The sequence below is a fragment of the Aeribacillus sp. FSL K6-3256 genome (assembly GCF_037965805.1).
GTDB lineage: Bacteria > Bacillota > Bacilli > Bacillales > Aeribacillaceae > Aeribacillus > Aeribacillus composti.
In genome coordinates this window covers 802,742-827,239 of sequence record NZ_CP150188.1, presented here as the reverse complement: position 1 = coordinate 827,239, position 24,498 = coordinate 802,742, and the positions used below count along the sequence as shown (strand labels likewise).

Annotated in this window: 21 protein-coding genes, 1 other RNA gene and 1 pseudogene; 3 read left to right on the top strand and 20 right to left on the bottom strand. The window is 39.9% G+C overall.

From position 1 onward, the window contains the following. Positions 1-103 precede the first annotated feature (103 nt). Positions 104-421: a MerR family transcriptional regulator gene (locus NSQ84_RS03930; RefSeq protein ID WP_063386951.1), complete on the bottom strand. Its 318-nt coding sequence runs from the start codon at positions 419-421 to the stop codon at positions 104-106. Between the two features lie 215 nt (positions 422-636). Here NSQ84_RS03930 and purU point away from each other — a divergent pair, with 215 nt between their 5' ends. Both purU and NSQ84_RS03920 read left to right on the top strand, forming a co-directional pair. After that, on the top strand, positions 637-1,536 hold the full coding sequence (gene purU / locus NSQ84_RS03925; protein WP_063386952.1) for a formyltetrahydrofolate deformylase: 900 nt from the start codon (positions 637-639) through the stop codon (positions 1,534-1,536). A gap of 134 nt (positions 1,537-1,670) precedes the next feature. Next, on the top strand, positions 1,671-1,904 hold the full coding sequence (locus NSQ84_RS03920; protein ID WP_063386992.1) for a hypothetical protein: 234 nt from the start codon (positions 1,671-1,673) through the stop codon (positions 1,902-1,904). A 414-nt stretch (positions 1,905-2,318) separates the two neighbouring features. Here the strand turns inward: NSQ84_RS03920 and ssrA are convergent. The 14 genes from ssrA to rpoN form a co-directional block, all read right to left on the bottom strand. Beyond that, positions 2,319-2,649: a transfer-messenger RNA gene (gene ssrA, locus NSQ84_RS03915) on the bottom strand. A gap of 109 nt (positions 2,650-2,758) precedes the next feature. Then, on the bottom strand, positions 2,759-3,232 hold the full coding sequence (gene smpB / locus NSQ84_RS03910) for an SsrA-binding protein SmpB (protein WP_063386953.1): 474 nt from the start codon (positions 3,230-3,232) through the stop codon (positions 2,759-2,761). 134 nt (positions 3,233-3,366) lie between these two features. Continuing rightward, positions 3,367-5,649 (bottom strand): ribonuclease R, encoded by a 2,283-nt coding sequence (gene rnr / locus NSQ84_RS03905; RefSeq protein WP_066249291.1) that lies wholly within the window; start codon positions 5,647-5,649, stop codon positions 3,367-3,369. Positions 5,650-5,679: 30 nt separating this feature from the next. Continuing rightward, the gene (locus NSQ84_RS03900) at positions 5,680-6,426 is read right to left on the bottom strand and encodes a carboxylesterase (RefSeq protein WP_066249166.1); all 747 of its coding nucleotides are present in this window, start codon (positions 6,424-6,426) and stop codon (positions 5,680-5,682) included. Positions 6,427-6,580: 154 nt separating this feature from the next. Beyond that, positions 6,581-6,814, bottom strand: a complete 234-nt coding sequence (gene secG / locus NSQ84_RS03895) for a preprotein translocase subunit SecG (protein ID WP_063386955.1) — start codon at positions 6,812-6,814, stop codon at positions 6,581-6,583. A gap of 132 nt (positions 6,815-6,946) precedes the next feature. Further along, entirely contained in the window at positions 6,947-7,357 is a 411-nt protein-coding gene (locus NSQ84_RS03890; protein ID WP_066249163.1) for a YjdF family protein, read from the bottom strand. Between the two features lie 255 nt (positions 7,358-7,612). Next, on the bottom strand, positions 7,613-8,905 hold the full coding sequence (gene eno / locus NSQ84_RS03885; RefSeq protein WP_066249160.1) for a phosphopyruvate hydratase: 1,293 nt from the start codon (positions 8,903-8,905) through the stop codon (positions 7,613-7,615). A gap of 19 nt (positions 8,906-8,924) precedes the next feature. Beyond that, positions 8,925-10,460, bottom strand: coding sequence for a 2,3-bisphosphoglycerate-independent phosphoglycerate mutase (gene gpmI, locus NSQ84_RS03880; protein ID WP_066249157.1), 1,536 nt, complete (start codon positions 10,458-10,460; stop codon positions 8,925-8,927). Beyond that, complete coding sequence (tpiA, locus tag NSQ84_RS03875) at positions 10,453-11,214, bottom strand: triose-phosphate isomerase (RefSeq protein ID WP_339194463.1); 762 nt, start codon at positions 11,212-11,214, stop codon at positions 10,453-10,455. The genes gpmI and tpiA overlap by 8 nt, the downstream gene beginning before the upstream one ends. Positions 11,215-11,248: 34 nt before the next feature. After that, positions 11,249-12,433 carry a phosphoglycerate kinase gene (locus tag NSQ84_RS03870; protein ID WP_130156827.1) on the bottom strand — a complete coding sequence of 395 codons (1,185 nt, stop codon included), beginning with the start codon at positions 12,431-12,433 and terminating at the stop codon, positions 11,249-11,251. Between the two features lie 146 nt (positions 12,434-12,579). Then, entirely contained in the window at positions 12,580-13,587 is a 1,008-nt protein-coding gene (gap, locus tag NSQ84_RS03865; protein ID WP_063386960.1) for a type I glyceraldehyde-3-phosphate dehydrogenase, read from the bottom strand. Between the two features lie 49 nt (positions 13,588-13,636). Then, a complete protein-coding gene (locus tag NSQ84_RS03860; RefSeq protein ID WP_339212231.1) occupies positions 13,637-14,659 on the bottom strand; it encodes a sugar-binding transcriptional regulator in 1,023 nt (340 codons plus the stop codon). A gap of 124 nt (positions 14,660-14,783) precedes the next feature. Next, positions 14,784-15,035: a glutaredoxin family protein gene (locus NSQ84_RS03855; RefSeq protein ID WP_063386962.1), complete on the bottom strand. Its 252-nt coding sequence runs from the start codon at positions 15,033-15,035 to the stop codon at positions 14,784-14,786. Between the two features lie 15 nt (positions 15,036-15,050). Beyond that, positions 15,051-16,355 (bottom strand): RNA polymerase factor sigma-54, encoded by a 1,305-nt coding sequence (gene rpoN, locus NSQ84_RS03850; RefSeq protein WP_339212230.1) that lies wholly within the window; start codon positions 16,353-16,355, stop codon positions 15,051-15,053. A 74-nt stretch (positions 16,356-16,429) separates the two neighbouring features. Between rpoN and yvfG the strand changes: the two genes are divergently transcribed. Next, positions 16,430-16,645, top strand: coding sequence for a protein YvfG (gene yvfG, locus NSQ84_RS03845; protein WP_063386963.1), 216 nt, complete (start codon positions 16,430-16,432; stop codon positions 16,643-16,645). Between the two features lie 208 nt (positions 16,646-16,853). On the opposite strand, the pseudogene NSQ84_RS03840 reads toward yvfG, so the two are convergent. The 5 genes and pseudogenes from NSQ84_RS03840 to NSQ84_RS03820 all read right to left on the bottom strand — a co-directional run. After that, positions 16,854-18,332: pseudogene (locus tag NSQ84_RS03840) on the bottom strand (IS1182 family transposase); the annotation flags it as partial. 346 nt (positions 18,333-18,678) lie between these two features. Further along, complete coding sequence (locus NSQ84_RS03835; RefSeq protein WP_339212229.1) at positions 18,679-19,710, bottom strand: ABC transporter substrate-binding protein; 1,032 nt, start codon at positions 19,708-19,710, stop codon at positions 18,679-18,681. 152 nt (positions 19,711-19,862) lie between these two features. Further along, complete coding sequence (locus NSQ84_RS03830) at positions 19,863-20,723, bottom strand: ABC transporter permease (RefSeq protein ID WP_063386965.1); 861 nt, start codon at positions 20,721-20,723, stop codon at positions 19,863-19,865. Beyond that, positions 20,724-21,506, bottom strand: a complete 783-nt coding sequence (locus tag NSQ84_RS03825; protein ID WP_066249138.1) for an ABC transporter ATP-binding protein — start codon at positions 21,504-21,506, stop codon at positions 20,724-20,726. Between the two features lie 17 nt (positions 21,507-21,523). Then, positions 21,524-22,948, bottom strand: a complete 1,425-nt coding sequence (locus NSQ84_RS03820) for an 8-oxoguanine deaminase (protein ID WP_339212228.1) — start codon at positions 22,946-22,948, stop codon at positions 21,524-21,526. Between the last annotated feature and the right edge of the window lie 1,550 nt (positions 22,949-24,498).

Here is a 24,498-nt window from a genome sequence, read left to right as displayed (position 1 = left end):
TACCTCTAATATTTTGTTAAAAGCAAAAAAACTCTGATAATTTTTTATAAAAATGAAGAACTTTTTTAAATCATAAAAAAAAAGCGGTTTTAACCGCCCTGAACTATTGTTTTCTTATTTTGAAGTGTGCATTCAGCTGGCCTTGAATCATTTTTTTCTTATCTTCGAGCATTTTATCTCTTTCTTTTTTCAGCATTTCTTTTCTAATTTCAAACGTTTGAACGCCGTCTTCGATTTTATCTGCAATTTCCATTAATGTTTCAATATCTGAAAAGGAATATTTTCTCGTTCCTTGTTTCGTTCTTTCGGGAAAAATTAATTTTCTTTCTTCATAATATCGTATTTTTCTTGGTGATAGCCCTGTTAGTTCACTAACGATACCGATCGTAATGACTTTTTTATCCTTATATGATTCTGACATTGTTATACCTCCTTTTATAACGTTATTACGTTAAAATTTATAACATTTTCAGCCATTAACTTTATTATACAATTTTTTTTCGTATTTTTTAATTTTTGTTGTAAGATTTTCTTACATTGAATACTTATAAATATTTTTTTCCTTGTTCAAATTGACAAGAAAGCAAACTATTAGTATCCTTTGTACAGATCACATTTGGGTTGGAGGAAAGGTTTATGTTACATACGAAACAAACGAATCTTGAATCTTTTTTACATCAATATAAAGATCGCGCACGTCTTCTTATTACATGCAACGACCAGCCAGGAATTGTTGCAAAAATTTCCAAAGTTTTATATGAACACGGCGCCAATATCGTCCAATCAGATCAATATTCAACAGATCCTTCAGGCGGCACTTTTTTTATGCGCGTTGAATTTGAATTGCCGGATATAGAACGCAAAAAAGGCGAGCTTGAAAAAGACTTTGAGCCGATCGGAAAAGAATTGCAAATGAAATGGCAATTTTCATATATGAACCAATTAAAGCGAATGGCGATTTTCGTATCGAAACAAGATCATTGCCTTCTCGATCTTCTTTGGCGTTATCAGTCAGGCGATTTTTTTTGCGAAATACCTTTGGTAATCAGCAACCATCCAGATTTGCGTGAACCAGTTGAATCGCTTGGAATTCCGTATTATTACATACCGGTCAATAAAGACAATAAGCCGGAAGCGGAAAAGCAGCAGCTTGAACTGTTGAAGAAATATAATATTGATTTCGTCGTTCTCGCCCGTTATATGCAAATTTTATCTCCAGATTTCATCAAGCATTACCGGCATCGAATTATTAACATTCATCATTCGTTCTTGCCTGCATTTGTCGGTGCAAGACCGTATGAGCGCGCATATGAACGCGGAGTCAAAATTATTGGAGCCACTTCCCATTATGTGACGGAAGATTTGGACGAAGGACCAATTATTGAACAAGGGGTTAAAGAGGTCAGCCATCGGTACAATGTTGAAGATTTAAAAAGGGTCGGAAGAACGATTGAACGCGACGTTCTCGCCCGCGCTGTACAATTGCATTTGGAAGACCGCATCATTGTTCACGGAAACAAAACGATTGTCTTTTAATCAAAAAGCGCACTTGCTTTTCACAGCATGTGCGCTTTTTTTCAATAAGAGCTCTATTGATAAATTCAATTAACAAGGATGTGGCAAAAAAGAAAATGATGGTATACTTAAATACAAAAAATGCGGGATCATTTTTGAAAAAATATTTTGTTTTTATCATTCGTTTTCTATTGCTCTATACGGTATTTCAAATACTATCGGGTACTGTTTTAACTGCTTTTTACACGCCAGATTTTTCTGCCAAAACGGGCAGTCTTAGTCAAGAGGTAGTGTTCGGCGAGCCTTCTTCCATACCATTGCTTATATCATTGCTTATTGCTACAACAGCCTATTTTCTCGCTCAAAAAGTATTGAAAGCTGCACAATAATAAGAAAAAAAGGGCCTCAGCTTTGAACTGAAACCCTTTCCTTTAGCAGAGCATGTAAATAAAAGAAACCGGCATGTTTGCCGATTTCTTTTATTTCATTGTTAATTTTATAAAAATCACGGGAAACGTCTTTCTATAATGGAGACGGTGGGACGTGCTGATCCATGCTTTCGCAATGGCACTGACTATATCTTGAACCTAAACAGGTCCTCCGGCGTGTTATGCGAAATTTAGATTTGCCGTACGGCAGAATTTCGCATCCTAGTACTACCTTGAAGGCAGCCTATGAGTCGATACACGGCTGTTGGATTGCTCCACATACCGCTCGGTGTTGCCATATCGCAGAAACGACTTAGGTTTCACCGATTAAGCCGGATTTTCACTTGTGTGTTGCCACACAAGGCGACTATTTCCTAATCGAACCCACGTCCAGAGATATCGCCACTTAAGCATCTACGAGCGTATCCGACATATTTAACATTTCACTGTTCCTTAGCCTGTCGGCAGGCATCCGGACAGCTAGTCTGATTCGTCTCTTCCCTCTTCCTCAGACGGCGGAATCGGGCGTAGCCCACTTAAGTTGAACCCCTTTTCCTCCACATGGGCGATGGAAGAAAGGAGCCTTTAGCATTAAGCAGCTAAAGCGTAGTTGTTTTGTTTGCCAGTTATCTTTAGGCGACGTTGATGACGGAGACGATCCCTCCGGCTCGCAGCTTAAGCTCGATCTATCCCTGTCGAATCCAAAACGTCCCCGTTTTATTCGAGCTAGTGCTTGAGAAATATATTCAACTGGCAACGACATATATTATTATAACAAAAACAATATATTTTTCAATTGTCATTTATTGTTATCATTAATAGATCCCTTTTTGTTTTTGTTGAAATGCCCGTTCAATTTCTCTTTTCGCTTCTTTTCGTTTTAAATCCTCCCGCTTATCGTATTTCTTTTTCCCTTTTCCTAGCCCGATAAGCACTTTCGCAAATCCATTTTTAATGTAAAGCTTCAGCGGAACTAATGAATAGCCCTGTTCTTTTGTGGCCCCAATCAGCTTATTGATTTCTCTTCGGTGCAAAAGAAGCTTTCTCGTTCTTAACGGCTCATGGTTGTATCGATTTCCCTGCTCATACGGGCTGATATGCATGTTATGAAGAAAAACTTCCCCTTTTTCCACTCTTGCGAACGCATCTTTTAAATTGGCGCGGCCGGCGCGAATCGATTTAATTTCCGTTCCCTGGAGGACGATCCCAGCTTCATACGTTTCTTCAATAAAATAGTCGTGGTGCGCCTTTTTATTTTGGGCAATCAGTTTCCCTTCTCCCTTTGACATTCTCTGTCACCCTTTCGTGAAAATTAGGGGTAAAGATAATTATAGCAAATGAACATTTTCGCCTCAATCAAGATTCTTTCTAAATGAAATTTTGCTGTTTCAATGAGTTTGTTTTTTAGACATCTGGCCTCGCTTTAACGCTTTTTCTTCTTCCGCTTCTTTTTCGATACGTTTTTATAAAACTTTTTCTTTTTTGATTTCGGCGGTCTCGTTGACCATTCTTCCTCTTCTTCCTGATGTTTGCTCTTAATCACCTTCACCGTTTCAGGCCGTGTTGATTTTTTTCGTTTTTTTCTCATACCGACAATTTCAAAATCGATGGATCGTTCCTCTTTATCAACATTCACAACGCGGACGGTAATTTCATCGCCGATACGGTAAACATTTCCCGTTCTTTCGCCGATCATCGCATAATGACGTTCATCATAATGGTAGTAATCATCCGTCATATAGCTTACATGAACGAGACCTTCAACAGTATTCGGGAGCTCGACAAACATGCCGAAGTTTGTGACAGAACTGATGATTCCATCAAATTCTTCCCCAATCTTATCCAGCATAAATTCTGCTTTTTTCAAATCATCCGTTTCACGCTCCGCATCAACAGCCCGCCGTTCCATATTGGAAGAATGTTCTGCAATTTCCGGCAAAATTGATGCCCATTTCATCTGTGTCTTTTCGTCTATTTTCCCTTCAAGCAAATATTTGCGAATGAGTCGATGAACTATCAAATCAGGATAACGGCGAATCGGGGAAGTAAAATGGGTGTAAAATTCGGTCGACAATCCGAAATGCCCGACGCTTTCCGGATGATATTTCGCTTGCTTCATAGACCGAAGCATGACAGTTGAAATCACCATTTCTTCAGGTTTTCCCCGTACTTCATCTAAAATTTGCTGCAAAGCGCGCGGATGAATATTGTTTCCTGTCCCCTTCACGACATAACCAAAATTTGTAATAAACTCCAAGAAACGTCTTAGTTTTTCCTCATTCGGTTTTTCGTGAATTCGATATATAAACGGTACATTTAACCAGTGAAAATGTTCTGCTACTGTTTCATTTGCAAGCAGCATAAATTCTTCAATTAACCGTTCCGCTACAGATCGTTCCCGAATAATGACATCATACGGTTTGCCTTTCTCATCCACCAAAACTTTCGCTTCCTTAAAATCAAAATCGATAGCTCCGCGCAGCATTCTTTTTTTCCGTAAAATCGACGCAAGCTCAGCCATATCCTCCAGCATGGGGACAATTTCTTGATATTTTTCCCGAAGCTGTTCATCCTTTTCAATCAAAATTTTATTGACATTTGAATAAGTCATCCGCTCAGCGGAGCGAATAATACTTTGAAAAATATCATGCTGAACTACGTTCCCATATTCATCCACAATCATTTCGCACGATAATGTCAGACGATCCACCTTCGGATTCAGCGAACAAATTCCGTTTGATAAACGATGCGGTATCATCGGAATGACGCGATCAACTAAATATACGCTTGTCCCGCGTGCAAATGCCTCTCTGTCAATCGGAGTTCCTTCTTTTACATAATAACTGACATCTGCGATATGCACGCCAAGCTTATAGCAGCCGTTATTTAACTTTGTTACTGTTACGGCATCATCCAAATCTTTTGCATCTTCACCATCAATGGTAATGATTAATTCGTTGCGAAGGTCTCGTCTGTTCTTGATTTCCTCGCTCTTAATCTCATCAGGTGTTTCGTTTGCTTGCTTTAATACATCATCTGGAAAGCTCAATGGCAGCTGATGCTTATGAATGATTGATAAAATATCGACGCCAGGATCATTTTTATGGCCTAAAATTTGTACGACTTCTCCTTCTGCACTCATTCGTCCTTCAGGATATGACGTGAGTCGGACAATTACTTTATGACCTTCAACTGCCCCATTTGATGCATTTTTCGGAATAAAAATGTCGTTGACAATCTTTTTGTCGTCAGGTATGACAAATCCGAAGTTTTTGCTTTCCGTATATGTTCCGACAATTTCCGTTATTCCTCTTTCCAAAATGCGTATGACCGTGCCTTCCTGTCTCGCCCCGCTTGTTTTCGGGCTTAGCCGCACAAGAACTTTGTCTCCATGCATCGCATGATTCAGCTCGCCGGGCGGAATGAACACGTCATCAAAACCTGGTTCATCCGGTTCAACGAAAGCAAATCCGCGGGCATGTCCGACCAGTGTTCCGCGGATCAAATTCATTTTTTCTGGAACACCGTATCGATTTGCTCTCGTCCGCACAATGAGGCCTTTTTCTTCCATCTTATTTAAAGTAATAATCAGCTTTTTAAATTCGTCTGCGTCCTCTAGCTGAAAAGCTTCTTCTAATTCCTCCACAGTCAAAGGTTTATAAGCCTCTTCCTTCATAAAAGAAAGAAGCCTTTCAGCTAATTGCATATCGGGTTCTGCCAATACGATAACCTCCTTTTACTCCTGCCAATCAAGGCTCTCTAAAAATTCATAGACGTCCTGATGCAGTTCATCTCGCTGCTTGTCAAGCGTAATAACATGCGACGATTCTTCATACCATTTGATTTTTTTTATATTTGAGCTTACTTCGTTATAAATAATATTTGCACTATCCGGATTGATCATTTCATCGTGCCGCGCCTGAACCACAAATGTCGGGGCATAAATCATATCGACATTTTCTCTCACATCAGAAATCAAACGCTGCAGAGCTTTCAACGTTTTCATTGGTGTTTTTTGAAACTCTTCCATTTCCGCCTCAATCTGTTCTTCCGGCTTTCCTTCAAATTGTTTATATTTGCGGGCATATTTTAAAATCCCTTTATACATCGTTTCTTCGCTTTTAATATACATCGGGGCGCACATTGGAATAATTCCTTTTACAGGTACAGTGTATCCCAGTTTTAAAGAAAAAACTCCTCCAAGAGACAAACCGGCAACTGCAATTTCTTTAAAACCTAAGTCTTTCAGATGTTCGTAGCCGCCCATCACATCTTGCCACCAGTCATCGGGACCGGTATGAACCAATTCTTCCGGAGGAACCCCATGGCCTTTATATTGAGGGGCATGACAAGTATACCCTTTATCTTGCAAAAAACGCCCAAGTATCCGCACATCTGCTGAATTTCCAGTAAAGCCGTGAAGCAGCAGTACAGCACGATTCCCACCTTCAAACGTAAAAGGTTTTGGCGGTAAAACTTTCATTTTAAAATCTCCTTCTCTTTTTAAATTCTTTATTTTTTACAACGAATTGTAGTATGAAAAAAGTTTAAATTCCATTATATACCAAAAACATTATTCATTCAACAGCTTTATTTTCCCATAGAAAAAAGGCCTGTTTGACAGACCTTTCTAGCTATTATAATCCAAACCATGAAACAGCAATTGCTAAAACAAAAAATAACACAGAAAGAACGATTGTAATACGATGTAAGATTAAATCTATTCCACGCGCTTTTTGCTTCCCAAAAAGCTGTTCAGCACCGCCGGAAATGGCTCCAGATAATCCAGCACTTTTTCCAGACTGCAGTATCACCACAGCGATCAGCGCAATAGATACAATTGCTAATAGTATGACAAGCAGAGTATGCATGTCCACTCCACCTCCTAAAAAAACGCACATTACAATAGTTTTAATGTATCATAAATTGGCTCATTACACAATAGCGTATCCATTCAGAAAATACGAAAGCGGATGTCTTGAAGCAAGACATCCAACTCTGTATTACCTTCCACGATGTTTTGCCTTCGCTTTTAAACGCTTTAACTCTCTTTTTCGCTTGATGAGAGCTTCGCGCAGCTCCTTGCGCAAAACTTTTCTCTCTTTTTTACGATGCTCCAATTCTAGCTGAAGGGCTGTTTGTGCATATGTGGAAAGCGGCCTTGTTTTCATTTCCTTTGCAGCTTCACGTTGCAGTCGCTTCGGATTTTTGCGCTTTTTCATTTCAAGCGGCACGGCGGTTGTTGTGCGGCACTTGTGCAGTAACGATAGCATCGGACCATTCACAAATGCCAAAACTTCATCATCTTTTGGCTCTGAACCAAATACGTAGCGAACCGCTTTTATAGCTTCACCTTCCTTTTGCTCAACCACACCGATCCAGAATTGTCCATCGTAAAAAACCGTCAACTTCATGAAAGGTCCCTCCTTGTAAAAAGTAACGACAGCGATGGACATCCCAAGGAGGGGAAGGATACTGACACTCTTTCGGAGTGCGCCCGGACTACCAACCGGGACTGTGTTTTTACGCTGTCTATGTTTTTATTATATGTTGTTTATTGGTAATAAGAAAGTATTTACACACCGTCTAGGTTATGATTTTGTGTGCTTTGAGCTTTAATTAAAAAAGGTCTAACCAAATAACTCGGTTAGACCTTTTCATAGATAGTGTTATTTTTTCAAGTTATAGAAAGATTTAATTCCTTGGTAAACTGCAGTATCGCCAAGTTGATCTTCGATGCGAAGCAATTGATTGTATTTCGCAACGCGGTCCGTGCGGGAAGGTGCGCCTGTTTTAATTTGGCCTGCGTTTGTTGCCACAGCAATGTCTGCAATGGTGCTGTCTTCCGTCTCGCCTGAGCGATGGGAGATGACCGCTGTATAGCCGGCGCGTTTTGCCATTTCGATCGCATCAAACGTTTCTGTTAACGTTCCGATTTGGTTAACTTTAATCAGAATAGAGTTGCCGACTCCTTTTTCAATGCCTTCCGCTAATTTTTTTGTATTTGTTACAAATAAATCGTCTCCGACAAGCTGAACTTTTCCGCCTAAACGTTCTGTTAACAGTTTATGGCCTTCCCAGTCGTTCTCATCAAGTCCGTCTTCAATCGAAATGATCGGATATTTGGAGACAAGCTCTTCATACCATTGCACCATTTCTTCCGACGTTTTTACAACGCCTTCTCCTTCTAGGTGGTACTTGCCGTCTTCTTTATTAAACAGTTCAGAAGAAGCAACATCCATCGCAAGCTTAACTTGTTCGCCAGGTTTGTAGCCGGCTTTTTCAATTGCTTCGATAATAGTTTGCAAAGCTTCTTCATTTGATTGTAAATTTGGAGCGAATCCACCTTCATCACCAACAGCTGTATTATATCCTTTTCCTTTTAATACAGATTTTAATGAATGGAAAATTTCCGCTCCCATCCGCAGTGCTTCCCGGAAGCTTTCCGCGCCGACCGGCATAATCATGAATTCTTGAATATCAACATTGTTGTCTGCATGAGCGCCGCCGTTTAAAATGTTCATCATCGGCACAGGAAGAGTTTTCGCATTGAAGCCGCCGAGATATTGATACAGCGGAACACCTAAATAATCAGCTGCAGCACGAGCAACGGCCATAGAAACACCTAAAATTGCGTTTGCTCCCAGCTTTCCTTTATTTTCTGTTCCGTCAAGTTCAATTAATAATTGATCGATGGCATTTTGTTCCGTCACATCAAAGCCTAACAGTTCTGGGGCAATAATTTCGTTCACGTTTTTAACTGCTGTTAAAACCCCTTTTCCAAGGTAGCGTTCTTTATCACCGTCACGCAATTCAACAGCCTCGTACTCACCTGTGGATGCACCGCTAGGTACAAGCGCCCGTCCAAATGCACCTGATTCTGTATACACCTCTACTTCAACTGTCGGATTTCCTCTTGAATCAAGCACTTCACGTGCATAAACATCAGTAATAGCTGGCATGTTGCTTCATCTCCTTTATTTATGATTTAATAAGACTTTTCCCTGTCATTTCTTTCGGTTTTTCCAGCCCGAGCAGCTCGAGCATCGTTGGTGCTAAATCGCCTAAAATTCCGTCTTCTCTTAATTCGATTCCTTTTTTCGTTATAATAACCGGCACTGGATTTGTCGTATGTGCGGTTTGCGGTTTTCCGTCAAGTGTGACGACTTCGTCCGCATTTCCGTGGTCAGCAGTTATAATAGCTGTTCCGCCTTTTTCGAGAATCAAATCCACCACTTTTCCGAGACATTCATCAACCGCTTCGACTGCCTTTATCGTTGGCTCAAGTTTGCCGGAGTGGCCGACCATGTCCGGATTGGCAAAATTCAATATGATCGCATCATGCTTGTCAGCCTCAATTTCTTTTAAAAGCGCATCAGTTACTTCATATGCGCTCATTTCCGGTTTTAAATCATACGTGGCTACCTTCGGTGAATTAATTAAAATCCGTTCTTCGCCAGGAAACTTTTCTTCCCGGCCTCCGCTCATAAAGAACGTAACATGCGGATATTTTTCTGTTTCTGCTATGCGCAGCTGCCTCAATCCGGCTTGGGAAATGACTTCGCCAATTGTGTTGTCCAAGTTAACCGGCTTGAAGGCAACATATCCTTTCACCGTTTCGCTAAAATGCGTCAAACAAACGAAGAATAAACGTTTTGGATGTTTCGGTCCCCTATCAAAGGAACGGAAATCTTCATTTGTGAATGTATTCGAAATTTGAATAGCGCGATCCGGACGGAAATTATAGAAAATGACCGCGTCATCATCTTGAATGGTTGCAACAGGACTGCCGTCTTCTTTTGTCATAACAGAAGGGATGACAAACTCATCATAAATCCCGTGTGCATAAGAATCTTCAATACATTCGTATGCGTTTTTATAAGCTGGCCCTTCGCCATACACCATCGCTCTGTATGCTTTTTCTACTCGATCCCATCTTTTATCTCTGTCCATCGAGTAATAGCGGCCTGAAATCGTTGCGATCTGTCCTACTCCGTATTCATTGATTTTTTCATTCAGCTCATCAATATATTGCTTCGCCGTTTGCGGACCAACATCGCGTCCGTCCAAAAATCCATGAATAAACACATTTTTCACTTGCTGATCTTTCGCCAATTTTAACAAGGCGAATAAGTGGTTAATGTGGCTGTGAACACCGCCATCCGATAATAAGCCGAAAATGTGAAGGTTCGTTCCTTTTTCTTTCACGTGGTTCATAGCTGAAAGAAATGTTTCATTTTCAAAAAATTCGCCTTCACGAATCGCTATGTTAACGCGTGTCAAACTTTGGTATACAATTCTGCCTGCACCGATGTTTAAATGTCCAACTTCAGAATTTCCCATTTGACCTTCCGGCAAGCCGACAGCTTCTCCACATGCTTTTAACGTTGCATGCGGGTATGTATTCCAAAATCGATCAAAATTCGGCTTGTTCGCTTGAGCCACAGCATTTCCTTTCACTTCGTCACGCAGAGCAAAACCGTCTAATATAATTAACGCTACTGGCTTTTTACTCATTTTGGCCTGCCTCCAATAGCTGCAAGAAAGAGCGTGGTTCCAGGCTTGCGCCTCCGACTAATGCTCCGTCAACTTCCGGCTGGTTTAGAAAATCTTTAATATTTTCCGGTTTAACACTGCCGCCATATTGAATGCGAACTTCGTTTGCAACATCATCGGAATAAATATCGGCAATTACACCCCGAATATGGGCACATACTTCATTGGCATCCTCCGGAGAAGACGATTTTCCTGTGCCAATCGCCCAAATCGGCTCATAAGCAATCACGATGTTTTTCACAGCCGACGCATCGACTCCAGCCAACGCTTTTTTGACTTGATCGCCAACAATTTCATTCGTTTTTCCAGCTTCACGCTCAGCTAATGATTCGCCTACACATACGATCGGAGTTAATTCGTGTTTGAAAGCAGCCAATACTTTTTTGTTCACGGTTTCGTCTGTTTCGGCAAACATTTCCCGGCGTTCGGAGTGTCCAATGATCACATAATCAACACCGATATCCGCCAATGCAACAGGGCTGATTTCCCCTGTATAAGCTCCGCTTTCTTCAAAATGCATATTTTGAGCGCCAATTTTTAGTTCAGAGCCTTCAGCCAATTCCACAAGCTGACCTAAAAATAAGGCAGGTGCACATATAACGGAATCAACTTTATCCTGTGGGGGAACGAGTGATTTAACTTCCTTTACAAAGCTTTTTGCTTCTTCCAACGTCTTATGCATTTTCCAATTCCCTGCAATAATCGGCTTTCTCATCTTTACACCTTCCTTTTTACGGAAATGGTTGTGGTTATTTGTCTTCCAATATTTGAACTCCCGGAAGTTTCTTTCCTTCCATGAACTCTAAAGATGCTCCGCCTCCGGTTGAGATGTGGTTCATTTTATCCGCAAGGCCGAATTTTTCTACTGCTGCTGCTGAATCACCGCCGCCGATGACCGTATAAGTATGTTCTGCTTTCGCCAAGCTTTCCGCTACAGCTTTTGTTCCCTTTGCAAAAGCATCCATTTCAAAAACGCCCATCGGTCCGTTCCAAACAACAAGCTTTGATTGTTGAATGACATCCGCATAAATTTCAGCCGTTTTAGGTCCAATGTCAAGTGCTTCCCAATCAGCCGGAATGCTGTCAATATCCACTACTTTTGTATTGGCATCATTTGAAAAATCATCTGCTACCACAACATCTACAGGCATATAAAAGCGAACGCCCTTTTCTTTGGCACGTTCCATAAACGATTTTGCCAGTTCTATTTTATCTTCTTCAAGCAAAGACTTGCCGATTTCGTGACCCAGCGCTTTTACAAACGTATAAGCAAGTCCTCCGCCGATAATCAAATTATCTACACGTTCCAATAAATTTTCGATAACTCCGATTTTATCTTTTACTTTTGCACCCCCGATAATCGCTGTAAATGGGCGGTCAGGATTATCAAGCGCTTTAGATAAAACATTGATTTCTTTTTCCATTAAAAATCCTGCAACAGATGGTAAATATTCCGCAATGCCTGCGGTGGATGCATGTGCGCGGTGAGCGGCGCCAAAGGCATCGTTAACATATAGATCAGCCAATTCAGCAAAAGCTTTAGCTAGCTCAGGATCATTTTTTTCTTCGCCAGGATAAAAGCGTACATTTTCCAGAACGAGAATGTCGCCATTGTTTAACTTGTCTACTTCCGCTTTTACAGCCGCACCATAAGCTTCATCTACTTTGACCACCTTTTTGCCTAACAGTTCTTCTAAACGCTTCGCTACAGGCGTCAATCGAAGCTCTTCCACAACCTGTCCTTTTGGTCTGCCAAGGTGGCTGGCAAGCAATACTTTCGCTCCTTGATCCGCCAAGTATTGGATCGTTGGGAGTGCAGCTCGAATGCGTGTATCATCGGTTATTTTGCCATCCTGCATCGGTACATTAAAGTCAACTCGGCAAAATACCGTTTTCCCTTTCACATCGACATCTTTTATCGTTTTTTTGTTCATGGCTCAAGCTCCTCCTTCACAATAACGATCAGGAAAAAATTCTTCCTACATGTTGAAAGGGAAAGGGGAATGTAAACGTCCCCTTCCCCTTCCCGCTTTTCATTATAGCTTTTTAAACAGGCAAGCTACAAGTCCGTATTTAAAGATTATAAACCTTGTTTTGCAATGTAAGCCGCCAAATCTACCACGCGGTTTGAGTATCCTGTTTCGTTATCGTACCAAGAAACAACTTTCACCATGCGGTTTTCAAGCACCATAGTAGAAAGCGCATCAATCGTAGAAGAATGAGTATCACCATTATAGTCTCTGGATACAAGCGGCTCCTCGCTGTACGCTAAAATACCTTTCAATTCTCCTTCAGCTGCTTCTTTAAGCGCAGCATTTACTTCTTCAACTGTTACGTCTTTTTCAAGCTCAGCCACTAAGTCAACGATGGACACATTTGGTGTCGGAACACGCATTGCCATACCGTTAAGTTTTCCTTTTAATTCAGGCAATACGAGCGCAACTGCTTTAGCCGCACCAGTTGTTGTCGGTATGATAGATTCTGCTGCAGCGCGAGCGCGGCGGTAATCTTTGTGAGGCAAGTCTAAAATTTGTTGGTCATTTGTATAAGCGTGCACAGTTGTCATCATGCCTCGAACAATGCCAAATTTTTCATGCAAAACTTTTGCAAACGGAGCTAAGCAGTTTGTTGTACATGAAGCGTTGGAAATGACATGATGATTGCTTGGATCATATTTGTCTTCGTTTACGCCCATAACAATTGTGATATCTTCTTCTTTAGCCGGCGCAGAAATGATTACTTTTTTCGCACCTGCTTCAAGGTGTTTTGCTGCATCTTGACGGTTTGTGAAGCGACCAGTAGATTCTACTACAATGTCAACGCCAAGGTCTCCCCAGCCTAATTGAGCTGGATCGCGCTCGGATAATACTTGAATTTCTTTTCCATCCACGACCAAGTTATTTCCATTTACCCCGACTTCCACATCGAGTTTTCCATGAACAGAATCGTATTGTAAAAGATGTGCAAGCATGTTTGCATCTGTTAAATCATTTACTGCTACTACTTCTACTTCAGGATTTTTTAATGCTGCGCGGAATACATTGCGTCCAATACGACCAAAACCATTAATACCAATTTTCACTGCCATCTTTAAGTCCTCCTTCAATTTTAGGAATGATGTTTATATTGAGGGAGCTTTACAGTTCCCTTAATAACTCTTTAGCTGCCACTTCGTCAGTTACTAAAATCGTGGCTAATGATTGATTCATATACGCTTTGATCGCTTTTGCTTTAGAGACTCCTCCAGCAACCGCGATCACATTTCGTATGTTTTTTAAGTCCTCCAGCTGCATTCCAACCGTTTGAACTTTATGGACGACTTCACCTTTTTGGTTGAAGTAATAACCGAAAGCTTCGCCTACTGCATTTCCTTTTTTAATTTTTTCGAAATCTTCCTTCGGAGTCTTTCTTCGCTCCGCCATTGTTTGAGCATCCCCGATGCCATGAACAAGCATTTTCGCTGAACGTATAATTTTTAAAAGGTCTTTTATTTCCGGTTCTTCGATAATGGATTCATATGCTTCCTTGCTTAGCTGGTCAGGAACATGGAGCAGCCTGTATTTCCCATGTGCACGTTCAGCTATTTTGGCGCAAATCGTATTCGCCTGGTTTTCAACATTTTCCCCTAGTCCGCCTCTTGCAGGGACAAATAAAACATTTCGGCGATGACCTAACGGAATCATCATTTCAGCAACAGCTGCCAGCGTTGTGCCGCCTGCCACAGCAACAACCTCGTCATCCTGCAAATGATTCATAATGCATTGTGCACAAGCTCTTCCCATTTCTTTTTTCACGAGGGGCGAATGGTCGCTGTCACCTGAAACAACAATCACTTCATCTAAATGAAGCTTCTCTTTTAATGTAGTTTCCAAAAAAGTTAAACCTAAAACATCTTTCATCATTTCTTCCAATGATGAAAGAAGATCATCCCCTTCTTTCGTTAAGGTCATTCCCGAGGGGTGAATATGAATTAAATTTTGTTCTTTTAAAAATTGCACTTCTCCACGCAGAATTCTTTCACTGATGCCTAAATTGTTTGACAAGCTTCGTCTTCCTACAGGCTGCATCAGTCGAATGGACTGCAAAATTTGATAGCGCTTTTGCATAGTTTGGAGAAGATCAGGCAATAATTTTTTTTGAGCTTCAATTAATGATTGCATTTTCAAGACCCTTCAGCTCTTTCTTTCCGGGACTTTTTTTGTCCCTATAAGACAAATTATGTCCCAATTATAGCAAAAAAATTCACCCCTTGCTACATATATTATTTTAGCAGGAGCGCAAATGTTAATCAACAGAAACAAGTTCCAGCAAACGTTTTCTTAAAGAATTTTCTTCAATTTTCCCAAAAATAACAATCTTTCCATTCACTTCAATCACTGGAATCATTAGTTGATATTTTTCCAGCAGCCGGTCATCTTGATAAATATCTTTTTCTTTCAGATCAAAGGGTATTTCAGCTTGCAGCTTATACAGCAATTCCTTTGCTTCATCACACAATGGACATGTTTGCTTCGTATAAAGAACCACTTGATTCACGAATCCAATTCCTTTCTAATTATATCTTTTTCGCAAATTGGACGAAGGGATATTGAGCTGATCGCGGTATTTGGCCACTGTTCTTCTCGAAACATTCATATTATAATTCTCTTTCAACAGGTTGGCAATTTTTTGATCTGAAAGCGGTCTTTGCTTATTTTCTTGATCAATTAATTGCTGAATGACCTGTTTAACATTCGCACTTGATGTATCTTCTTCTCCCACTTTGTTAGTGAAAAAATATTTCAACTCATATAAGCCGAAAGGAGTTTGAACAAATTTATCATTGACCGCTCTGCTTACAGTCGACTCGTGAATGTTAAGAGAATCAGCGATATCTTTTAATGTTAGCGGTTTCAAAACGTTGTTTTTCAAATAGAAAAAGTCTTTCTGAAATCGTATAATTTCCTGCATAACTTTGACAAGCGTTTCCTTCCGCTGCTCAAGCGATTTTAACAGCCAGCGTCCTTGATGGAGTTTAGTCTGTACGTAAGATTTTACATCTTTTTCTGTTTGTACAATCGGTTCATAGTCCCGATTGATTTTAATTTGCGGCAAAAGATCTTCATTATAATATACAATCCAATCTCCATTTCGCTCTTCAATCATTAAATCAGGGATGATATAATTCGGGGTTTCCTCATCAAATTGCAGACCAGGTCTTGGATTCAATGTTTGAACAAAATCGAAAATTTGCTGAAGAGCATTCAGCGACAGACCTGTCTTTTTGGAAAGATCCTTCCAAGCTTTTGTGGCAAACAGATGAAAATGCTCTTTTAACACGAACTCGGAGCCTTCAGGTTTTTCCTCAATTTCTTTAGCCTGCAAAAGCAAGCATTCTTGAAGCGAACGTGCCCCGACGCCAATTGGATCTAATGATTGCAGTACAGACAGCTGTTTTTCCAAAAGATCGATCGAAATTTGGAACTTTTCCGATAGGCGGGATAAGTCTTCTGACATATAACCATTTGAGTCCACTGCATCGATTAAAATATGAATAGCACGCCGTTCGTTTTCGGTAAAACGAAATTCTACGAGCTGATTTCGCAAATGATCTTTTAGCCCCATCCCTTTTTTCGGCATATTTTCGATCCAGCGGCCATCCTCCTTGCTAGCCCTCTGCTGCTTTCTTTGATTATGATAAAATATCGTTGGATGGGATTCTTCCAATTCCACAAAGGGGTTTTCAAGCGTAATTTCCCTCAAGTAAGATACTAAATCGATTGTAGAATATTGCAAAAGCCCAATGGCTTGCTTCAGCTCTTTCGTCATCGCCAATCTCAAGGATTGGTTTTGGACTAAGTCCATTTTTATATGCATCAGAACTCCCCCCCTTTAGTTCTATTTTACATGAAGAATTTAAAAAAAGAATCTAAAATTTTGGAGGAACGAACATGACACAGCTTTTTTCTGTTTCCTATTTTAAAGAAAACTTTAAACAGTACATTGAAATGAATAAAGAAAAATCTTCAAAGATTGATGCCATGAACAGCTACTACCGATCTGTCGTCTCAACTTTAATTTACGACCAGCTAACCAAAAATGCTGAAATATTGAAAAGACTGCAAAATCTTGATCAAGCATATAATCAAGTGAAAAACGAGGAATAAAAGAACTTTTAAATTTTAATGTATGAGAGCAGTTTTTGGGGCTGTCCGATAAGTCCCTAAAATGAAGCAAGTGGAGAAAAACAATTCGTTTCTCTCCACTTGCTTTTATATTTTTTCGATTTTTATCTGAAAGTAGCTGGCGGATGCCGGCTACTTTCAGGAAGTTGTGGGCTAATGCCACAATCCCAAACTCGACATGTACCTTGTCGAGGCCCCGCAAAGAAAATCTGCGGAACGACCGATTGCCCTTGATGTGACCGAACACACTTTCTGCCTCGACTTTGCGTCGAGCGTAGATAGCGGCTTTCTCTTCACATTCAAGGGCTGTTTTGGCCTTTGCTTTCATTTCTTCGAAGATGGGATTCCAGTGAACTTGTCGGTTGCCTTTCGCTTTTGTGCATTTCGCTTTCAATGGGCAATCGGTACAATCTTCACATTCGTATATTTTGAAGCTTTGTTCATAGCCAGATGGATTCTTTTTGTTTTGGTATTTTTTAAACGTTACTCTCCTTCCATTCGGGCAAATAAAACAATCATCCTCTTCACAATAGGTCCAGTTTTTGGCATTTTTAATGTCTTTTTTGTATGTACGTGTTTGTTCTTTTACATAGCTCCCATAAGGAATTAGAAACTCAAACCGGGGCTCTTTCTCATCACCAACTGCATATACATAGTTTTCTTCACTACCATAGCCTGCATCCGCAATAACTGTTTGGGGCATCGGTAATGAAGTGGAGGCTAGCTTCTCCATATGTGGGATAAAGCAACGTGTATCGGTCGGTCGTTGATGAATAGTATAAAACAAGATAAACTGATTCTCTGTCCCCATTTGCACGTTGTATCCGGGCTTGAGCTGACCGTTTTTCATATGGTCTTCTTTCATGCGCATGAAGGTTGCGTCTTTGTCTGTTTTCGAGTAGCTGTTACGGTCACCGAACATTTCCTTTTGTTCCTTGTATCTTGCCATTCGGGGCAGGAAATCTTCACGAATTTGTTTCACCGATTTCTTTAATTGACTGCGTTTTTTTCGCTTCTCTTTCCGAATGGATGTATCGGTCTCCTTTTCGATTTCTTCCGTTAGCGTTTCAACTTTTTCTTCTATTTCTTTTGCGGTTTCCTCCAGGTTTTGTTCGGTGATCTCTGTATGTTGATCGCTTTCCTTTTGCCCTGTTCCGGCTTCTAATTGGGTTAATTCATGAATGTGCTTTAGTGTTTCTTGGATTTTTTCTTTTAATTTCTCTTCGAATTTCAAAGTGGATTTTTTCCACACAAAAGAATACTTATTGGCATTGGCTTCGATCTTAGTGCCATCCAAAAAGTAGTTTTCCATCGTGATGTAATGTTCTTTTATCAATTTGAGAATCATGACTTCAAAGAGCTCATCCATGAAAGCTTTCATCCGTTCCCCTCGGAACTCATTAATGGTGCGAAAATCTGGTTGTTGCATCGCTGAAAGCCACATGGCAGGAATATTTTCTTTAACGAGTTTTTCGATTCCTCGGCAGGAATAAACCTTTTGAGAATAAGCATACAGAATGATTTTCAGCATCATTTTGGGATGATAGGAACTTCTGCCGCCGCCTTTATAATGAGAAAACAATTGTTTATCTGGTATCGCCTCCACCATTTCGTCCACGACACGTGCCACGTGATGTTCGGGTATGAGAGATTCAATATCATAAATCATTTGAACTTGACGGTTGTTATATGGTTTGAAAGTAGGGGCTAAATTTCTTTTGGCAGGAGTTTTTTCTTCTTTTCCATCTAGAGGAAGTGTCATTTGTGTGTTATAATTTTCACGAGTAATCATATGATTGCTCATAAAAAATCGTCCTTTCTGTAATGTTGTGTGGTAACTTCATTTTACTAGAAAGGACGATTTTTTTGTGCATTTTTTTTAAAAAGTGAAAAATGAGGGGCTCCAAAAAGTCAGTTACCCTGACTTTTTGGACAGCCCCTTTTTTTTGCAGTAAAACTTATGGCTAAAACAAAAAACTGAGCAAATATAAGCTGCCCAGCTTTCGTTTTCATTTTTATTTCGATTCATGTTTTGGCAAATATTCTGTCGTAAAAATTTCCTTTGCATCAAATGTTTTTTCTAATAAACCGAGATCGTGTAATTGTTTAATTAATGTTGCCCAGCGTTCCTCCGTCATATATCCGACTCCATGCTCTGCTGCATCTCCTCCATATACAAAATCCACTTGTGTTTCGGCTTCAAATTTTAATGATTCTAATTCCATATCAGCGTTATCTTTCTGAATCACTTTATTAATCTCTTCGTAAGAATCTTTGTATAAATACCATCCTTCGACAAAAGCATCCACAAATGCTTTGACAGTTTCTTTATTTTTTTCTAAATAGTCTTTTGTAACATATAACACAACGTTATAAGGATTATAACCTGCATCAGATATGAGCTTCGTTTCTACATCTACTCCATCTTTTTTTAAGAAAAACGGCTCTGAAGTCACAAAGGCTTGGCTTACAGAATTGGGATCGCTAATAAAATTCGAATGCTGTCCTGTATAAGCCAATTCTTGTACATTACTTAAATTATATTTAGATTTCAAAAAGTCCCAATACGTAATACCAGGCTGTATATATACTTTTCTTCCATTTAATTCATCAAAATCGTCAATTCCCTTTCCTTTATGGAACATTAATGCCTGCGGGCTTCCTTGCATGGCAGCAGCTACAGCGACTAATTCAATTCCTTGATTTCTAGCAATAACCATTTGGTCAGCATGTGCAAGCCCAAAGTCAGCACTTCCAGATGCAACCATTTGAATAGACGAGACTTGCGGCCCGCCCGGTTCGATCGTGACTTTTAAACCGTTTTTTTCAAACAATCCGTTTTCTTGTGCTGCATACAAACCGCCATGCTGCGCCTTCGGAAACCAATTTAATACAATTTTTACATCTTTTAAGTCTTTTTTCTCTTCATTCGAAGCGCTGTCTCCCTCGTTTGTTGAGCTGCTCGACTCTTGTCCGCCGCAGGCGGTGAGGAAGAACATGAATATAATCCCGATTAATAGAAAACTCGCTTTGTGCCATGCTTTCAATTCTTTTTCCCCCTTTTTGCACTTTTTTTGAAACTCAATAAAGCTCGTTCCCTAACGCAAGCAAACCATTTTTATGCAAAAAAAATTAGCAAATTAAATTCAGCTCTTGTAAGCAATAGTGATTATGTCAACTTAATTTTTGTTCAAATTTTTTATTTTTCTCCCTTCATCGCGGATTCGTGCCATGATCTCAGCATGAAATGAGAAAACAAACTTACGAGTAAGTAAAAGACAATCCCAAAAATAGCAGCGGCAATTCCGCAAGCAAATAAATATGGTGTTTTTAATTGAACGGCTGCTACCGTAATGGCATACCCTAAACCGCCTTTTCCTCCGCCAATTCCAGCTATATATTCACCCGTAATAGCTCCAACGATCGATAGCGTGCTGGATATTTTTAAGCCGGTCATCATGTAAGGCATAGCAGCCGGAATTCGGAGCTTCCACATTTTTTGCCATTTTGACGCATTATATAAAGTAAATAATTCGCTCATATTTTTATCGACTGAATTCAATCCCATTAACGTATTTGAAATAATCGGAAAAAATCCAATTAAAAATGAAATCATCACAATCGAATTGAAGCCCGAGCCGAACCAGATAACAACGATCGGTGCAACAGCTACAACCGGTATCGTTTGTAAAATAACCGCATACGGGTAAATGCTTATTTCTAAAATTTTTGAGCTTGCTAATAAAACCGCAAAGCCAATTCCAATGATGGCGCTTATTACAAATCCGATCACAGATTCAGCCACCGTTATTTGTATGGCTGGCCATAATAACTCCCAATCTTCAACCGCCGCTTGAAGGACGTCTGTCGGTTTTGGAAGTATAAACGGCTGCACGCCAACCATAATCGGTACAAACTGCCATAAAGAAAGAAAAACAACAAGCGCAGCAATCGGACCAATAATCTTCCATTTTGATTTGCTCCATATTTTCAGTTTGCCAGTATTATTTGATTGAGCGACAATTTCCTTCGTTTGAGTGGTTGCTGTTTGTACAGACATTTATACCAACTCCCTTCGGGTTGAACTATTCTCAAGACTTTGCGAGGAAATATCGACATATTCTGTAAACCGTTCATCTGTCCGCTCCCTCGGATAAGGAAGATCGACATCGATGATAGATGATAATCGTCCGGGCCGAGCTGACAACACTGCAATTCTAGTAGAAAGATAGACAGCTTCAAATACATTATGAGTAACGAACAAAATTGTCATTTTCTCCCTTTTCCATATTTCAAGCAGCTCCGTCTGCAAGGTCTGTCTTGTAATCTCGTCTAATGCAGCAAACGGTTCATCCATTAACAGCAATTTAGGTTTTGCAGCCAACGCTCGAGCTATAGACACCCTCATTCTCATTCCGCCTGACAACTGCCTAGGATATGACTTTATATGATCCTTTAGTCCAACCATCTCCAATACTTTGATCGCATCCTCTTTGCGGCTTTTTTTATCCGAACCCCTTAATTCTAAAGGCAGCATCACATTTTCCAGCACCGTTCTCCATGGAAGCAAGTTGGCATCTTGGAATACAAAAGCAACATCATTTGTATTTTTTATAACTTCTTTCGGGTTTTGCCCAAATACTTCTACCTTGCCCTCAGTAGCTTCGCCTAAACCTGCCACCATTCTTAATGCCGTTGATTTCCCGCAGCCAGACGGACCGAGGAAGCTTATAAATTCCCCTTCTGTGATGGAAAAATGGAATTGGCTTAAAGCGACTGTGCCGGTATTGTAAATCTTACTAACATGATGAAATGCGACAATCTCGTTTCGAATTGCTTCCACTGCTTATCCCCCCTTATCTAAGTTAGAATAGCTGAGTTTCTTATTCTTGGTTTTTTATAATTGACTTTTGTATGCTCAAGAGCCGTTTCCAGCATTCTTTCAGCAGCTTTTTGCGCCCGCATGGCAAATGATTCTTCATCGATATTGACAAGACGCCCTTTATCTACAACAATCTGTCCGCCAACGATAGTCATATCGACTGTCGGTGTGCCCGCTAGAATCGGAAGTGCCGTATCGTTGAAAAGCGCACCAGCAAATTCTAATCGATTCGTATCAATCATAAACATATCAGCAGCCTTGCCGACTTCCAATGAACCAATGGCATCTTCCCAGCCAAGCACTTTAGCTGAGCCTCTCGTTGCAATCGACAAACAATCTTCAGAACTTAGCGCCACCGTTCCATGCTGAAGATTATGGAGCAGGTTCATAATTTTTAAATCTAATAATAGATTGGAAGAATCATTAGAAGCTGAACCATCAACACCAAATCCCACTTTTACCCCTGCCTGCAGCATGTCCATAATTCGCATCGTTCCGGAAGCCATTTTCATATTGCTGCTCGGACAATGAGCAACTCCGCAGCCACAAGCACCCAGCTTGGCAATTTCTTTGTCATCAAACCAGATTCCATGCGCATACCACACGTCTTCGCCGACCCAACCTGTTTCTTCCATTAGTTCGAAAGGACGCATGCCAAACTTTTCTCTGCAAAAATCCTCTTCATCTATCGTTTCCGCCAAATGGGTATGCATCCGAACGCCATAACTGCGTGCTAAATCCGCTGATTCACGCAGCAAGTCTTTGCTAACCGAAAATGGTGAACAAGGTGCAACACCTACCCGCAGCATCGAATATTTACTAGGATCATGATAGGTTTCAATAATTCTCATGGTATCTCGAAGAATAACATCCTCCGGCTGAACGATTTCATCTGGCGGCAATCCCCCTTTTGATCGTCCTAAACTCATAGAACCTCTAGTTGGGTAAAAACGAATTCCGATCTCACGTGCTGCCCGTATTTCCTCATCAATTAATTCACAGCTGACTCCATTCGGAAAAACGTAAAAATGGTCAGCTGATGCCGTACAACCGCTTTTAAGTAACTCACCTAATCCGACAACAGCACTTAAATACACATCTTCCGGCCTTAGATGGCGCCAAATATCGTACAAAGCGATTAGCCAATCAAACAGCTCAACATTTTGCACCCAAGGGATATTGCGGGTGAAAGTCTGATACAAATGATGATGCGTATTGATTAACCCCGGATAAACAATTTTTCCGCGCGCATCAATGACAATATCCGCTGACTCACAAGGTAAATCATAGCCGATCGCTTTAATCTCTTGACCGACAACATACATGCTGCCGCCTGGGTATTCCGTTCGATTTTCATCCATCGTAATAATATTTTTGGCATTTTTTATGAACAACGTCTTCATTCATTCACCCCTTTATAATACGATCAATCCCCTTTATGTTATTTTTTATAACACAATACGTAATGTATATTTATTATATATTCTTTTCAGCTGTTTAACATTAGCGAATATTCACAATTTTTAATGTGATTTTGTGTATTTTAACCAAAAAAAAATTACGTATTTATGTTATATATTCTGACATAAATGACGTTTTTTTAAGAGGAGCGGTATATGGGGGAGTGGATTTGTTTCCATATTTAGGAAATAAAAAGCCCGGTTTTTCAACTGAGCTAAATAAAAATTTTTCGGCAACCGTTATATATAGGGGACTTCCAAACGAACAGGCAATGTTGAATGAATCCGAATGTGACAGTAAAAGAGATGACCAGATTTAAATCTTGTACTCTTCATCCGTAGTGAAATCCCTTTTGCATGCCGGTTGAAATTTTGCAATGTGACTGGTTCATTCGGATGGCCGCCATCAGTAACCGGCTTTGCCTGAATTGTTTTGTCCGAAAAGATTTCCTCCTGCAAACTCGGCTTCCATCAGAACCGTTTTATCCGATCATATATAAGGGAGTACGCCAGGACGAATAATCGGTGCCGTAATAGTCAGATACCCTTGTGTCTTCGTCGTAATCTTGTATGCGTTTTTCTCTTATACATTACACCCTCTCTCAGGTAAAATAAAAAGCACTCCTAAAAGGAGCGCCAATTTTTGAAAAATTAATGGAATTCAACATCATCTATCTTCTATGAAAAACGATCAGATCTTGTATCTTCATTTTGTTTTTCTTTTTGATCATCAACAGGTTTATTTTTATTAGTAACAACAGGTTCTTTACTATCCTCTTTCATTTTCTTGACCATCTCACATAAAAAATTGTGATCACTATAATCTGCTTTATTTTAAAAGTCGCTTCTTTATCCAAAAATATTTCTTCTTCGCCCTAATAAACTGATTTGGAAAAATTCTTTCACTTCAACAATGCTATTAACGGTTTACATTCAACTTTTTCGCTTAATTCTTCATCATCAAATGCTTGGTATCGTAACGTACCTACAACCATACGGATTACCAGGAAGCCCTCCTGCAGGTGGATTATTTACTGTACAAAAAAACTTTCCATCTATTTGTCTATGAGCTTTTCTTACTCTTTTATCGTGTGATATCGAGATTATTGTTTCAAATCTTATGGATAAGATAAAAAACGGAGAGTTGCTTCAGCTTTTCTTGCGGTCTGATACAGTTTTAATTCCTCATAGTTAAGATAAAAACCCCAAAAAGTTGTTGATATGACAAAGTTTTGATAATACTGGAAATTTTGTTATTTCAATTTTAGCGTAAACAGGATTTTTTATCAATTCTTTGTTTTTCGTTTATTTTTCTGCAGTTTTTGTGTCGTTATTCAAAAAAATTCGGTATACTTTTAGACATAGGCAGGGTTCTCCTTTCTCTGGAATGTGTTTTTGTCCAAATCAGAGAATACCCTATTTCCTTTTGGTCTAGCAAAATGCTTTACACAAACTTTTATACATCATCAAATTATTGGTGCTCAGCTATTCAA

What these genes read in the sequence shown, in the direction of transcription:
- NSQ84_RS03930 (WP_063386951.1), bottom strand. Translation starts at nt 421, where the DNA reads ATGTCAGAATCATATAAGGATAAAAAAGTCATTACGATCGGTATCGTT.
- purU (WP_063386952.1), top strand. Translation starts at nt 637, where the DNA reads ATGTTACATACGAAACAAACGAATCTTGAATCTTTTTTACATCAATAT.
- smpB (WP_063386953.1), bottom strand. Translation starts at nt 3,232, where the DNA reads ATGTCAAAGGGAGAAGGGAAACTGATTGCCCAAAATAAAAAGGCGCAC.
- rnr (WP_066249291.1), bottom strand. Translation starts at nt 5,649, where the DNA reads ATGCAATTAGCTGAAAGGCTTCTTTCTTTTATGAAGGAAGAGGCTTAT.
- NSQ84_RS03900 (WP_066249166.1), bottom strand. Translation starts at nt 6,426, where the DNA reads ATGAAAGTTTTACCGCCAAAACCTTTTACGTTTGAAGGTGGGAATCGT.
- secG (WP_063386955.1), bottom strand. Translation starts at nt 6,814, where the DNA reads ATGCATACTCTGCTTGTCATACTATTAGCAATTGTATCTATTGCGCTG.
- NSQ84_RS03890 (WP_066249163.1), bottom strand. Translation starts at nt 7,357, where the DNA reads ATGAAGTTGACGGTTTTTTACGATGGACAATTCTGGATCGGTGTGGTT.
- eno (WP_066249160.1), bottom strand. Translation starts at nt 8,905, where the DNA reads ATGCCAGCTATTACTGATGTTTATGCACGTGAAGTGCTTGATTCAAGA.
- gpmI (WP_066249157.1), bottom strand. Translation starts at nt 10,460, where the DNA reads ATGAGTAAAAAGCCAGTAGCGTTAATTATATTAGACGGTTTTGCTCTG.
- tpiA (WP_339194463.1), bottom strand. Translation starts at nt 11,214, where the DNA reads ATGAGAAAGCCGATTATTGCAGGGAATTGGAAAATGCATAAGACGTTG.
- NSQ84_RS03870 (WP_130156827.1), bottom strand. Translation starts at nt 12,433, where the DNA reads ATGAACAAAAAAACGATAAAAGATGTCGATGTGAAAGGGAAAACGGTA.
- gap (WP_063386960.1), bottom strand. Translation starts at nt 13,587, where the DNA reads ATGGCAGTGAAAATTGGTATTAATGGTTTTGGTCGTATTGGACGCAAT.
- NSQ84_RS03860 (WP_339212231.1), bottom strand. Translation starts at nt 14,659, where the DNA reads ATGCAATCATTAATTGAAGCTCAAAAAAAATTATTGCCTGATCTTCTC.
- rpoN (WP_339212230.1), bottom strand. Translation starts at nt 16,355, where the DNA reads ATGCATATAAAAATGGACTTAGTCCAAAACCAATCCTTGAGATTGGCG.
- yvfG (WP_063386963.1), top strand. Translation starts at nt 16,430, where the DNA reads ATGACACAGCTTTTTTCTGTTTCCTATTTTAAAGAAAACTTTAAACAG.
- NSQ84_RS03830 (WP_063386965.1), bottom strand. Translation starts at nt 20,723, where the DNA reads ATGTCTGTACAAACAGCAACCACTCAAACGAAGGAAATTGTCGCTCAA.
- NSQ84_RS03820 (WP_339212228.1), bottom strand. Translation starts at nt 22,948, where the DNA reads ATGAAGACGTTGTTCATAAAAAATGCCAAAAATATTATTACGATGGAT.